9 protein-coding genes are annotated in these 14,816 nt (G+C 44.1%); 8 read left to right on the forward strand and 1 reads right to left on the reverse strand.

The features are described 5' to 3' along the window. Window positions 1-542: 542 nt before the first annotated feature. The 8 genes from secE (at window position 543) to rpoC (ending at window position 12,721) form a co-directional block, all read left to right on the forward strand. Window positions 543-929, forward strand: coding sequence for a preprotein translocase subunit SecE (gene secE / locus M992_RS04120; protein ID WP_053907433.1), 387 nt, complete (start codon window positions 543-545; stop codon window positions 927-929). Window position 930: 1 nt separating this feature from the next. Continuing rightward, on the forward strand, window positions 931-1,476 hold the full coding sequence (nusG, locus tag M992_RS04125) for a transcription termination/antitermination protein NusG (protein ID WP_053907434.1): 546 nt from the start codon (window positions 931-933) through the stop codon (window positions 1,474-1,476). 152 nt (window positions 1,477-1,628) lie between these two features. Continuing rightward, on the forward strand, window positions 1,629-2,057 hold the full coding sequence (rplK, locus tag M992_RS04130; RefSeq protein ID WP_053907435.1) for a 50S ribosomal protein L11: 429 nt from the start codon (window positions 1,629-1,631) through the stop codon (window positions 2,055-2,057). A 3-nt stretch (window positions 2,058-2,060) separates the two neighbouring features. Further along, window positions 2,061-2,762: a 50S ribosomal protein L1 gene (rplA, locus tag M992_RS04135; RefSeq protein WP_047254795.1), complete on the forward strand. Its 702-nt coding sequence runs from the start codon at window positions 2,061-2,063 to the stop codon at window positions 2,760-2,762. Between the two features lie 315 nt (window positions 2,763-3,077). Continuing rightward, entirely contained in the window at window positions 3,078-3,575 is a 498-nt protein-coding gene (gene rplJ / locus M992_RS04140; protein WP_053907436.1) for a 50S ribosomal protein L10, read from the forward strand. A 63-nt stretch (window positions 3,576-3,638) separates the two neighbouring features. Beyond that, window positions 3,639-4,004 (forward strand): 50S ribosomal protein L7/L12, encoded by a 366-nt coding sequence (gene rplL / locus M992_RS04145; protein WP_047254797.1) that lies wholly within the window; start codon window positions 3,639-3,641, stop codon window positions 4,002-4,004. A gap of 344 nt (window positions 4,005-4,348) precedes the next feature. Further along, window positions 4,349-8,377: a DNA-directed RNA polymerase subunit beta gene (rpoB, locus tag M992_RS04150; RefSeq protein WP_053907437.1), complete on the forward strand. Its 4,029-nt coding sequence runs from the start codon at window positions 4,349-4,351 to the stop codon at window positions 8,375-8,377. 123 nt (window positions 8,378-8,500) lie between these two features. Then, window positions 8,501-12,721, forward strand: coding sequence for a DNA-directed RNA polymerase subunit beta' (gene rpoC, locus M992_RS04155; protein ID WP_047254799.1), 4,221 nt, complete (start codon window positions 8,501-8,503; stop codon window positions 12,719-12,721). Between the two features lie 164 nt (window positions 12,722-12,885). Here the strand turns inward: rpoC and M992_RS04160 are convergent, their stop codons facing one another. After that, window positions 12,886-14,628, reverse strand: coding sequence for a nitrilase-related carbon-nitrogen hydrolase (locus tag M992_RS04160; protein WP_053907438.1), 1,743 nt, complete (start codon window positions 14,626-14,628; stop codon window positions 12,886-12,888). Window positions 14,629-14,816 lie beyond the last annotated feature (188 nt).

The following is a 14,816-nucleotide window of genomic DNA, read 5'->3' on the forward strand; positions in this document are numbered from 1 at the left end:
TTTAGTATAATAAAAAGGGCATCATATGATGCCCTTTTTATACGTTGTAAAATTAAGAACCTATCTCATCAATAGTTGGTCAATTATTGGTGAGATAGGCTCTGAAACAGCGAAAAATAGCTCGTTTTTTATCCGTTAGACGAAATTTTAATTTAATTAAAATGAGACAAAGGGGTAATGAATGACTTTCCTGTGTAAATACTTTATTCAGGATCATGAGATTTAATAAGGTTTTGCTCTTAATTTATGGTATATTTTATCGTTGCCAGCCATCAGGAATTATTTCTGATGCTAACGGTGAATAGATAACAGAGCATGCTGGAATTTGCCTGCGGAATTTGATAAGTGTCTGCTGTATTGCGGGCAGGCCAATAGTCTTATACCTCGCAGGACCTACCGAGTATCCATCTTTGGGTTTGCAGTAAACTCGGTCTCCCTAGTATCATAGAGAGAATATTGGCATATTCTATTGGTTCGGTTTGTTTTGCTTCAGTGTGAGACAATCTGACTTTATACATACTTCATAGTGGCAGGTTGATTTTATGAGTGCGAATAGCGAAGCTCAAGGAAGTGGACGTGGCATTGACATCACAAAGTGGATTGTTGTTGCTGTCCTGTTAGTCGTTGCTATAGTGGGTAACTATTACTTCCGACAATATAATCTTGCTCTACGTGCGATAGCAGTTGTAGCCGTCGTTGCAGTTGCTGGCGCTATTGCATTGTGGACAACAAAAGGCAAAGCAACTTTAGTTTTCGCGCGTGAAGCACGTACAGAAATGCGTAAAGTTATTTGGCCAACTCGCCAGGAAGCCTTACAGACAACATTAATTGTTGCTGTAGTCACCGCAATAATGGCACTGATCCTGTGGGGATTAGATGGTATTCTGGTGCGTTTAGTTTCATTCCTTACAAGCCTGAGGTTTTTCTAAGATGTCAGATTCACCTAAAAAGCGTTGGTATGTGATTCAGGCTTTCTCCGGTTTTGAAGGTCGTGTTGCTCAGTCACTGCGCGAGCATATCAAATTACATAATATGGAAGAGTCATTCGGCGAAGTCATGGTCCCTACGGAAGAAGTGGTTGAAATTCGTAGCGGTCAACGTCGTAAAAGTGAACGTAAATTCTTTCCGGGTTATGTATTAGTTCAAATGGTGATGAATGATGAATCATGGCATTTGGTACGTAGCGTACCTCGCGTCATGGGCTTCATTGGTGGTACATCAGATCGCCCAGCACCAATTAGTGATAAAGAAGTTGATGCGATTATGAATCGCTTACAACAAGTTGGCGATAAACCACGTCCGAAAACATTGTTTGAACCAGGTGAAATGGTACGTGTTAGTGACGGTCCATTTGCCGACTTCAATGGCGTTGTTGAAGAAGTTGATTATGAGAAAAGCCGCTTGAAAGTTTCGGTTTCTATCTTTGGTCGCGCAACTCCAGTTGAACTAGATTTTAGTCAGGTCGAAAAAGGCTAACACAGCTCTTCGGATCACTGGCTTGCAAAAGGCGAGAAATTATTCTACAATTTCGCGCCTTTTGTTTTTAGTGCTTTGTTCAAATATGAACGAGGCGTATATTACGGGGAGCCTTTAATTAGGCGTTATCACCCATCTAGAGGAAATTTTTCATGGCTAAGAAAGTACAAGCCTACGTTAAGCTGCAAGTTGCAGCTGGTATGGCAAACCCAAGTCCACCGGTTGGTCCAGCACTGGGTCAACAAGGTGTTAATATCATGGAATTCTGTAAAGCGTTCAACGCAAAAACAGAAAGCCTAGAGAAAGGTCTGCCAACTCCAGTTGTTATTACTGTATATTCAGACCGTTCTTTCACTTTCGTTACTAAAACCCCTCCTGCAGCCGTACTGCTGAAAAAAGCAGCGGGCATTAAGTCTGGTTCAGGTAAGCCTAACAAAGACAAAGTAGGGAAAGTAACCAAAGCTCAGGTTCGCGAAATCGCAGAAACTAAAGCTGCGGACATGACGGGTGCTGACGTTGACGCTATGATGCGTTCAATCGAAGGTACTGCTCGTTCCATGGGCCTGGTAGTGGAGGATTAATCAATGGCTAAACTGAATAAGCGCATGCGCAATATCCGTGAAAAAGTTGATGCAACTAAACTGTATGACATCAATGAAGCTATTACTCTGCTGAAAGAATTAGCAACTGCTAAATTCGTAGAAAGCGTTGATGTTGCTGTTAACCTTGGCATCGATGCTCGTAAATCAGATCAGAACGTTCGTGGTGCGACTGTACTGCCACACGGTACTGGCCGTTCAGTTCGTGTCGCTGTGTTCACACAGGGCGCAAACGCTGAAGCTGCTAAAGCTGCTGGCGCTGAACTGGTGGGTATGGAAGATCTGGCTGACGCTATCAAAAAAGGCGAAATGAATTTTGACGTTGTTATTGCTTCTCCTGATGCAATGCGCGTTGTTGGCCAATTAGGTCAAATTCTGGGCCCACGTGGCCTGATGCCAAACCCTAAAGTTGGTACTGTAACTCCTAACGTTGCTGAAGCAGTTCAAAATGCTAAAGCGGGTCAGATTCGTTACCGTAACGACAAAAATGGTATTATCCACACTACCATTGGTAAAGCTAACTTTGATGCAGACAAACTGAAAGAAAACCTGGAATCTCTGCTGGTTGCGCTGAAAAAGGCAAAACCTTCAACAGCGAAAGGTGTTTACATCAAGAAAGTTAGCCTGTCTACCACTATGGGAGCGGGTGTAGCAATCGACCAATCTGGTCTGTCTGCTGCAGTTTAATTCTATTTAAAGAATTAGGCTTTACCTTTGCGTCAGATTTGTATAAAATCTGACGCCCAGTTTATGTGATTTATTTCAAATTCGATTTATTTCAGATAAGCAACATAATTTCCGGTTGGAGTCTGGCCTTTTCCAGACCCCGTCCAAGACCGCAGGTGTATCTAATTACTTAATCATCCTGCGTAGACGGTGACAGAGCCACCAAGAATTTTATTCTGGATTCTGCTCACCGTGTTTTAGCGCTCAGGCACAATTCCGTGTACTGAGTGATGTGAGTCCCCGGGTTTACCCGGTTAATCCAGGAGCAAGAAGCTAATGGCACTAAATCTTCAAGACAAACAAGCGATTGTTGCTGAAGTCAACGAAGTAGCCAAAGGCGCGCTTTCTGCAGTTGTCGCGGATTCTCGCGGTGTGACTGTAGGCAAAATGACTGAACTGCGTAAAGCAGGTCGCGAAGCTGGCGTTTATATTCGTGTTGTTCGTAACACGTTAATTCGTCGTGCTGTTGAAGGTACTGCTTATGAGTGCCTGAAAGACGTGTTTATCGGTCCAACCTTGATTGCTTTCTCTAACGAACATCCGGGCGCTGCTGCTCGTCTGTTCAAAGAGTTCGCGAAAGCGAATCCAGCATTCGAGATTAAAGCTGCGGCCTTTGAAGGTGAATTTATCCAGGCTACCGATATCGATCGTCTGGCAACTTTACCAACTTACGAAGAAGCAATCGCACGCCTGATGGCAACCATGAAAGAAGCCTCTGCAGGCAAACTGGTTCGCACTATGGCTGCACTGCGCGATCAGAAAGAAGCTGCTTAATAGCCTATTTCCTTCGTTGCTTTTTAACGTATAAACTATTTCTGAATTTTAGGAACACTTGTTATGTCTATCACTAAAGAACAAATCCTTGATGCAGTTGCAGAAATGTCTGTAATGGACGTTGTAGAACTGATCACCATGATGGAAGAAAAATTCGGCGTTTCTGCTGCTGCAGCTGTAGCTGTTGCTGCGGGCCCTGCTGAAGCTGCTGAAGAAAAAACTGAATTCGATGTTATCCTGAGCTCAATCGGCGCTAACAAAGTAGCAGTTATCAAAGCAGTCCGTGGTGCGACCGGTCTTGGCCTGAAAGAAGCTAAAGACATGGTAGAATCTGCTCCAGCTACAATCAAAGAAGCAGCATCTAAAGACGAAGCAGAAACTCTGAAAAAATCTCTGGAAGAAGCTGGTGCTTCTGTTGAGATCAAGTAAGTTTTGCTTTGAGTTAGCAGCCTGACTATAATAGGCTGATGGCTGGTGATTTAATAGTCACCAGCCTTTTTGCGCTGTAATGCGTGATGGGTGTTAACAGCTTTTCACGCTATTTAGTTGTTAATTCGCCCTCCAATATTCCTTGCCATTGACGCCTTAATATACTGTGTTCTCAGCTACGACCCGCTCGGGTAGCTCGGTAGTTAAAGTAACACAATGAAATGATTTAAGAGTAATTGCAAAGAGTATTATGGAAATATTCTTTTCCATTCAAAAAATAGCGTTGATGAGCTGTCCTTTCGGACGGATAGAGTGGGTCACTGATCAGCGAGCTGAGGAACCCTATGGTTTACTCCTATACCGAGAAAAAACGTATTCGTAAGGATTTTGGTAAACGTCCACAAGTGCTGGATATTCCATATCTCCTATCTATTCAACTTGACTCGTTTCAGAAATTTATCGAGCAAGATCCAGATGGTCAGAACGGGCTAGAAGCAGCTTTCCGTTCTGTTTTTCCTATTCAGAGCTATAGCGGTAATGCAGAACTGCAATACGTCAGCTATCGTTTAGGCGAGCCAGTGTTTGATGTTAAAGAATGTCAAATCCGAGGTATCACCTATTCTGCCCCTCTGCGCGTTAAACTTCGTTTAGTCGTGTATGAGCGTGAAGCTCCAGAAGGCACTGTTAAAGATATCAAAGAACAAGAAGTCTACATGGGTGAAATTCCACTCATGACTGACAACGGGACTTTTGTTATCAACGGTACTGAGCGCGTTATCGTATCTCAGTTACACCGTAGTCCTGGTGTGTTCTTCGACAGTGATAAAGGTAAAACACACTCATCTGGTAAGGTGCTATATAACGCACGTATTATCCCTTACCGTGGTTCATGGCTCGATTTTGAGTTTGATCCAAAAGATAACTTATTTGTACGTATTGACCGTCGCCGTAAATTACCTGCGACCATTATTCTGCGTGCGATGAGTTACAGCACCGAAGACATTCTGAATCTGTTCTTCGAAAAAACTGTTTTCAATATTCGTGATAACAAACTAATGATGACGCTAGTTCCTGAGCGTCTGCGTGGTGAAACCGCTTCCTTTGATATCGAAGCAAACGGCAAAGTATATATAGAAAAAGGCCGTCGTATCACTGCTCGTCATATCCGTTTATTGGAAAAAGAAGACGTTACCAGTATCGAAGTTCCTGTCGAATATATCGCTGGGAAAGTGGTTGCTAGAGACTATATCGATGAAAGCACAGGTGAAGTTATTTGTGCGGCGAATATGGAACTCTCATTAGATGCGTTAGCGCGTCTGAGCCAATCAGGTCACAAAACAATTGAAACATTGTTTACTAATGACCTTGATCACGGTGCTTATATTTCTGAAACCATTCGTGTCGATCCAACTAACGACCGCTTAAGCGCTTTAGTTGAAATTTACCGTATGATGCGCCCTGGTGAGCCACCAACGCGCGAAGCAGCAGAAAACTTATTTGAGAACTTGTTCTTCTCTGAAGATCGTTATGATCTATCTGCTGTTGGCCGTATGAAATTCAACCGTTCATTGGGCCGTACAGAAATCGAAGGCGCAGGCATCCTGAGTGAAGAAGATATCATTGAGGTAATGCGTAAGCTGATCGAGATCCGTAATGGTCGCGGTGAAGTGGATGATATCGATCACTTAGGTAACCGTCGTATCCGTTCAGTCGGTGAAATGGCTGAAAACCAGTTCCGTGTTGGCCTGGTTCGTGTGGAACGTGCTGTTAAAGAACGTCTATCTTTAGGCGATCTTGATGCATTGATGCCACAGGATATGATTAATGCGAAACCAATTTCTGCCGCAGTCAAAGAGTTCTTTGGTTCCAGCCAGCTGTCACAGTTTATGGACCAAAATAACCCGCTGTCAGAAATCACGCATAAACGCCGTATTTCTGCATTAGGCCCTGGCGGTCTGACACGTGAACGTGCAGGCTTCGAAGTTCGAGATGTACACCCAACTCACTATGGTCGTGTGTGTCCAATCGAAACGCCAGAAGGTCCAAACATCGGTCTGATTAACTCACTGTCTGTGTACGCACAAACTAACGAATATGGTTTCCTAGAAACCCCATATCGTTTAGTACGCGATGGTATTGTGACTGATGAGATTCATTACCTGTCTGCGATTGAAGAAGGTAACTTCATCATTGCACAGGCGAATACCGTATTAGATGACGAAGGTCATTTTGTTGACGAACTGGTTACTTGTCGTAACCGTGGTGAGTCAAGCTTATTCAGCCGTGAACAGGTTGAATATATGGACGTTTCCACACAACAGGTTGTTTCTGTTGGTGCATCTTTAATCCCATTCCTTGAACACGATGATGCTAACCGTGCATTGATGGGTGCGAACATGCAACGTCAGGCTGTTCCTACATTACGAGCTGATAAGCCGCTAGTGGGTACAGGTATGGAACGTGCAGTAGCTGTTGACTCCGGTGTAACCGCTGTCGCTAAACGTGGTGGTACTATCCAGTACGTCGATGCTTCACGTATCGTTATCAAAGTAAACGAAGATGAGATGTATCCGGGTGAAGCGGGCATCGATATCTATAGTTTGACTAAATATACTCGTTCTAACCAAAACACCTGTATTAATCAGATGCCTTGCGTATCTTTAGGTGAACCAATTGAACGTGGTGATGTGCTGGCTGACGGTCCATCAACTGACTTAGGCGAACTGGCTCTTGGTCAAAATATGCGCGTGGCATTTATGCCATGGAACGGTTATAACTTCGAAGACTCCATCCTTGTATCTGAGCGTGTTGTTCAAGAAGATCGTTTCACCACTATCCATATTCAAGAACTGGCTTGTGTGTCTCGTGACACTAAACTGGGGCCTGAAGAGATTACCGCTGACATCCCTAACGTGGGTGAAGCTGCGCTGTCTAAACTGGATGAATCAGGTATCGTTTATATCGGTGCTGAAGTTAAAGGTGGCGACATTCTGGTTGGTAAAGTAACACCTAAAGGTGAAACTCAGCTGACTCCAGAAGAGAAACTGTTGCGTGCTATTTTCGGTGAAAAAGCCTCTGACGTTAAAGATTCTTCTCTGCGCGTGCCTAACGGTGTTTCCGGTACCATTATCGATGTACAGGTATTTACCCGTGATGGCGTTGAAAAAGACAAGCGTGCATTAGAAATTGAAGAAAGTCAGTTACGCGAAGCGAAAAAAGACTTAACCGAAGAACTGCGTATTTTTGAAGCAGGTCTGTTTGCACGTATTCGTTCAGTGCTGGTCAGCGGCGGTATTGAAGCTGAAAAACTGGATAAATTACCACGCGAACGCTGGTTAGAATTAGCCCTACCTGATGAAGAAAAACAAAATCAGTTAGAGCAACTTGCTGAGCAGTATGATGAACTGAAATCTGAGTTTGAGAAAAAACTCGATGCTAAACGTCGTAAAATCACTCAAGGCGACGATCTTGCACCTGGCGTGCTGAAGATTGTTAAGGTTTATCTGGCGGTTAAACGTCGGATCCAACCGGGTGATAAAATGGCGGGTCGTCATGGTAACAAAGGTGTTATCTCGAAAATTAATCCTATCGAAGATATGCCTTACGATGAAAACGGTAACCCGGTTGACATCGTACTGAACCCGCTGGGCGTACCATCACGTATGAACATCGGTCAGATTCTGGAAACTCACTTAGGTATGGCAGCTAAAGGTATTGGTGACAAAATCAATGCTATGCTTAAACAGCAGCAAGAAGTTGCTAAGCTGCGTGAATTTATCCAGAAAGCTTATGACTTGGGCGACGATCCACGTCAGAAAGTTGACTTGAACACCTTCACTGATGATGAAGTTATGCGTTTGGCTGAAAACCTCAAAAAAGGTATGCCGATTGCAACTCCAGTATTTGATGGTGCAAAAGAGAAAGAAATTAAAGAACTGCTGAAACTGGGCGGTCTGCCAACTTCTGGTCAGATTACTCTGTTTGATGGTCGTACTGGTGAGCAATTTGAGCGTCAGGTTACCGTCGGCTATATGTATATGTTGAAACTGAACCATTTGGTTGATGACAAAATGCATGCCCGTTCTACCGGTTCTTATAGCTTGGTTACTCAGCAACCGTTGGGTGGTAAAGCTCAGTTCGGTGGTCAGCGTTTCGGGGAGATGGAAGTGTGGGCACTGGAAGCATATGGTGCTGCCTATACTCTTCAAGAAATGCTTACTGTTAAATCAGATGATGTTAACGGTCGTACCAAGATGTATAAAAACATCGTTGATGGTAACCACCAGATGGAACCAGGTATGCCGGAATCCTTCAACGTATTGTTGAAAGAAATCCGCTCACTCGGTATCAACATCGAACTGGAAGACGAGTAATTCGTTTTATGCCGGCATCGTTAAATTGAGTTTGGCGATGTCCGGCCAGTGTATATACTGGGTTTTGGGGAGAGCGGCATGGGCCGCTCACCTGACAGGTCTAACTCCGACAGGAGCCATTTCGTGAAAGACTTATTAAAGTTTCTGAAAGCGCAAACTAAGACCGAAGAGTTTGATGCGATCAAAATTGCTCTGGCATCACCAGATATGATCCGTTCGTGGTCATTTGGTGAAGTGAAAAAGCCAGAAACCATTAACTACCGTACGTTCAAACCTGAGCGTGACGGCCTTTTCTGCGCCCGTATTTTCGGCCCAGTAAAAGATTACGAATGTTTGTGCGGTAAGTACAAACGTTTAAAACATCGTGGTGTTATCTGCGAAAAATGTGGCGTTGAAGTTACGCAGACTAAAGTCCGTCGTGAACGCATGGGCCACATTGAATTAGCGTCACCAACAGCACATATTTGGTTCCTGAAGTCACTGCCTTCCCGTATCGGCTTACTGCTTGATATGCCGCTGCGTGATATTGAACGTGTTCTGTATTTTGAATCTTATGTCGTTGTTGAAGGCGGTATGACTAGCCTAGAACGTCGTCAGATCCTGACAGAAGAACAATATCTGGATGCACTGGAAGAGTTCGGTGATGAGTTTGATGCAAAAATGGGTGCGGAAGCAATCCAAGGCCTGCTGAAAAACCTGGATCTGGAAAACGAATGTGAAACGTTGCGTGAAGAGTTGAATGAAACCAACTCAGAAACTAAACGTAAAAAACTGACTAAACGAATCAAACTGTTAGAAGCGTTTATTCAATCTGGAAATAAACCAGAATGGATGATTTTAAACGTTCTGCCAGTTCTGCCACCGGATTTACGTCCTTTAGTTCCATTGGATGGCGGTCGTTTTGCAACATCTGATCTGAATGACTTATATCGTCGTGTTATTAACCGTAATAACCGTCTGAAACGTCTTCTGGATCTGGCTGCGCCTGATATCATCGTACGTAACGAAAAACGTATGTTGCAGGAAGCGGTTGATGCCTTGTTAGATAATGGCCGTCGTGGCCGTGCTATTACGGGTTCTAACAAACGTCCTCTGAAATCTTTGGCTGATATGATCAAAGGTAAACAAGGTCGTTTCCGTCAGAACTTGCTGGGTAAACGTGTTGACTACTCTGGACGTTCGGTTATCACCGTGGGTCCATACCTGCGCCTGCATCAGTGCGGTCTGCCTAAAAAAATGGCACTTGAATTATTCAAACCATTTATCTACGGCAAATTAGAACTGCGCGGTTTAGCGACAACCATTAAAGCTGCGAAGAAAATGGTTGAGCGTGAAGAAGCCGTCGTTTGGGATATCCTAGACGAAGTCATCCGTGAGCATCCAGTGATGCTGAACCGTGCACCAACACTGCACCGTTTGGGTATCCAGGCATTTGAACCTATTCTTATCGAAGGTAAAGCAATCCAATTACATCCATTGGTTTGTGCGGCATACAACGCCGACTTCGATGGTGACCAAATGGCGGTTCACGTTCCTTTGACTTTGGAAGCACAGTTAGAAGCACGTGCGCTGATGATGTCAACGAACAACATTCTTTCGCCTGCAAGTGGTGAGCCAATTATCGTACCATCTCAGGACGTTGTCTTGGGTCTGTACTATATGACTCGCGACTGTGTAAATGCGAAAGGCGAAGGCATGGTTTTAGCGGGTCCTAAAGAAGCTGAACGTGTTTATCGCTCTGGTCATGCCTCTTTGCATGCCCGTGTTAAAGTTCGTATCACAGAAGAAGTTAAAGATGGTGAAGGCAACGTCACCATTAATACCGGTTTAGTTGACACGACTGTTGGTCGTGCCATTTTGTGGATGATCGTTCCACGCGGATTGCCTTACTCATTGGTTAACCAGCCATTAGGTAAGAAAGCAATCTCTAAAATGCTAAATACTTGCTACCGTATGTTAGGTTTAAAACCTACGGTTATCTTTGCTGACCAAATTATGTATACCGGTTTCGCTTATGCAGCTCGTTCAGGTGCATCAGTAGGTATCGATGATATGGTTATCCCAGAGAAAAAAGCCGGTATTATCGCTGAAGCTGAAGCAGAAGTTGCTGAAATTCAGGAGCAGTTCCAATCAGGTCTGGTAACTGCAGGCGAGCGTTATAACAAGGTTATCGATATCTGGGCTGCGGCAAACGAACGTGTTGCTAAGGCGATGATGGAAAACCTGTCGACTGAAACTGTGATCAACCGTGACGGCGAAGAAGAGCAACAAGTCTCCTTCAACAGCATCTTTATGATGGCTGACTCCGGTGCTCGTGGTTCTGCCGCTCAGATCCGTCAGCTTGCAGGTATGCGTGGTCTGATGGCTAAGCCAGATGGTTCAATCATCGAAACACCCATCACGGCAAACTTCCGTGAAGGTCTGAACGTTCTTCAGTACTTTATCTCAACGCATGGTGCTCGTAAGGGTCTTGCGGATACAGCATTGAAAACAGCTAACTCCGGTTATCTGACTCGTCGTTTAGTCGACGTTGCACAGGACTTGGTCGTTACAGAAGTCGACTGTGGTACACACGAAGGTATCTTGATGACTCCGGTTATCGAGGGTGGCGATGTTAAAGAACCACTGCGTGAACGTGTACTGGGCCGTGTAACAGCAGAAGATGTGTTGGCTCCAGGAACAGCGGACATTTTAGTCCCACGTAATACACTATTGAACGAAAAATGGTGTGACCTGTTAGAAGAGCATTCTGTTGACAGCTTAAAAGTACGTTCAGTGGTTGGTTGTGAAACTGACTTCGGTGTCTGTGCTAAGTGTTACGGTCGTGATTTGGCGCGTGGTCATATCATCAATAGCGGTGAAGCTATCGGTGTTATTGCAGCACAGTCAATCGGTGAGCCGGGTACACAGCTTACGATGCGTACGTTCCACATTGGTGGTGCGGCATCTCGTGCGGCTGCTGAATCTAGCATCCAAGTTCGTAATACCGGTACACTTAAACTGTTCAATGCGAAATTCGTTAAGAACACAGAAGGCAAGTTAGTTATTACTTCTCGTAATACTGAATTGCGTCTGATTGACGAATTCGGTCGTACTAAAGAGAGCTATAAAGTTCCTTACGGTGCGCACCTGAGCAAAGGTGACGGTTCAGCAGTTACTGGTGGCGAGACCGTAGCTAACTGGGATCCGCATACAATGCCGGTTGTCAGTGAAGTTTCAGGTATTATTCGTTACTCTGATATGATTGATGGTCAGACGATTACTCGTCAGACTGATGAGCTGACAGGTCTGTCATCTCTGGTCGTATTAGATACAGCGGAACGTACTGGTGGTAGCAAAGATTTACGTCCAGCACTGCGCGTAGTCGATGCGAATGGTAAAGATGTGTTGATCCCTAACACTGATATGCCAGCACAATACTTCCTGCCGGGTAAAGCTATTGTTCAGTTAGACGATGGTATTGCTATTTCTGCCGGTGATACGTTAGCGCGTATTCCTCAAGAATCTGGCGGTACAAAAGATATTACCGGTGGTCTGCCACGTGTTGCTGACTTGTTCGAAGCACGTCGTCCGAAAGAGCCTGCAATTCTTGCTGAAATCAGCGGTATTGTTTCGTTCGGTAAAGAGACCAAAGGTAAACGTCGTCTGGTGATTACACCGATGGACGGCTCTGAAGCTTACGAAGAGATGATCCCTAAATGGCGTCAGCTTAACGTATTCGAAGGCGAAATGGTTGAACGTGGTGATGTGATCTCCGATGGTCCAGAATCTCCACATGATATCCTGCGTCTGCGTGGCGTTCACGCGGTAACGCGTTACATCACCAACGAAGTTCAGGAAGTTTACCGCCTGCAAGGCGTTAAGATAAACGATAAACACATTGAAGTTATCGTGCGTCAGATGCTGCGTAAAGTCACTATTGAGGATGCAGGAAGTTCTGACTTCCTCGAAGGTGAGCAGGTTGAGTATTCACGCGTTAAAGTCGCAAACCGTAAATTGGAACAAGAAGGCAAAGTCCCAGCGAAATATGCTCGTGACTTACTGGGTATTACGAAGGCATCTCTGGCAACAGAATCCTTTATCTCAGCGGCATCGTTCCAAGAAACAACACGCGTACTAACAGAAGCCGCAGTTGCGGGTAAACGTGATGAACTCCGTGGTCTGAAAGAGAACGTTATCGTGGGTCGTCTGATCCCAGCAGGTACTGGTTTTGCTTATCATCAGGATCGTATTCGTCGCCGTCATATGAATGACATCGTCGAATCACCACAAGTAAGTGCTGATGAAGCAACAGCTAACCTGGCTGAACTGTTAAATGCCGGTTTCAGCAGCAAAAAAGATTAATGTTTATTAATTATCGTTGATAATGCGCTCGATGATTCGAGCGCAAAGTTAACTTAGTTTTAAAGAGCATTAAATAAAAACGCGATGTAATTATTTACATCGCGTTTTTTTTATCAAAAATTAAAGAGGCTATATAAAATCATAGGGTTATAAAATTAGAGGTTTTATTGGACTAACGGTGTAAACCAAATCGCGGCTTGGCCATCAATTAGCCGCTGTTGATTAATCCAAGTATAAGGTGAGGGCAGTAAAGTACGATATTGCGCAGCGGTTGTATCAGCTTCAGCAATAATCGTAGGGGTTAAAACTACAGGCTCAGGTCCATAAATAGCGGCCGCAGTAAAATCGCCCAGCTGACGTCCGCCACAAACGACCCAAAGCTGGTTAAGGGTAGCAACAGCATACGGTATATAATCTGCCCGCCCCGTTGGTGGGTTGGTAACGGAATACAATTTTTGATCAATCTCGACTTTTAGTGAACTCGGTTCTCCTGCTGGCGCCGCAATAATATCCGCGCGCAATGCACCGTACATTCCACCAACTTCCAATATTTTTAATTCATGGGCGGCAGCTAATGCGATTCGGCCTATTGGGGTTGTGGTGACAGAAAATTGTTCCCCAGCAGTAGCCCAACCATGATCACGTTGGCTTAAATGAGTCACTCGATAACGAGCCAAAATTTCGCCTGCGGGACCTGCCAGTACGACAGTATGATAAATTTTATCTGTGTCTATCTCAGGATAACTGCCGACAATATAGCCTTTTCCCTGTTGTGCTGCGCTGATTAGTGTTTGTTCAAAACTGCCACCTTGAGGCTCAGCACTGGCAAGAATAACGGTTGCATCTGTAGTATATGGAATCGCTGAAAGCTCAGGTAGAACGACTAATTCATTTTCATTAACAGAGAGTGATGCTAATAACGTTTGGTTTACGGGCCACTGTGCCGCGACTAGGTTAACTGAGGATTGCGTGGCGGTTGCATTAATATCTGTAGGGCTTCGATGTAACGCCAGCGTCGGTGAATAAAGCGCTGGACGTCGTTTAGCTAAACAGTAAGCTCTTTGTTGATCCGCGTCGACTAAAGAAATTTGAGCGCAATAAATACCATTTAATCCGGGAGATAATTCTAATGGAGATACCACGGGGGACTGCGCTATTTTATGCCCAGTCGGCGACCAAATACTGGAACCGCCATTATAATACAGTTGTCCTTTGGTGATTGGATTAGTTTCAATACCGCTACGGGTGGCACAAATAACCCAGAGACCATTAAAGGCGCTCATATGCTGAACATGTGCGACAGTGGAGTGATCGCCTAACATTTCTGCGGCCGTTGCATTGGGCATCATGCGATCAGAAACTGAATGCCAACCAATAATTTGAGCCCCTTGTAATGCTGCAAGGCGTGCATATTGCCAATAGGTATCGTCATAACAAATTAAAAGAGCAATACGGCCTACAGGCGTCTCAAATGTATTTACTCCGCTATTGCCGCTAGCAAAAACTTTTTGATCTTGGGAATTCAAGCCAATTTTTCGATATTTACCGATGATCCCTTCGGGACCAAGCAATACCGCTGAATTATAGGCCAGCCCAGTAAGACCGTCTTTTTCAGCGATCCCGACACTGATATATAGCCCAGTACGAGCTAGAATGGGTAAAATTGCCTCGGTTGTTTTCCCAGGGATAGTATCTAAATAAGGGGCTAATTCTGTCGAATCTGAAAACATATAGCCGCTGACAGCAGTTTCTGGGAATACCGCATATTGAATATCTTGTTTAGCCACGTCTTCGACTGCATTAGCTAGACGGTTAATATTTCCCTCGAGGTCTCCCCATGCAGGAATAAAATCGACAGCAGCAACTTTTATTATATTATTTTGTTGAGTATTTAGGGCCGGATTCATTATTTATATCCTTAATAATTATTATATGAATATTTATAAAAATAAAATATTGATTGAATATAGTGGCTATATATCTAATCTTAATAAGATTGAATATATTTATATTATCTTAATTAAATGTTTTTTTTGATAATGTTTAAAATATCAGTTGGTATATATAAATATTTTATATTTTATCGATTGAATAT

Origin of the sequence: Moellerella wisconsensis ATCC 35017 (assembly GCF_001294465.1) — a bacterium.
GTDB lineage: Bacteria > Pseudomonadota > Gammaproteobacteria > Enterobacterales > Enterobacteriaceae > Moellerella > Moellerella wisconsensis.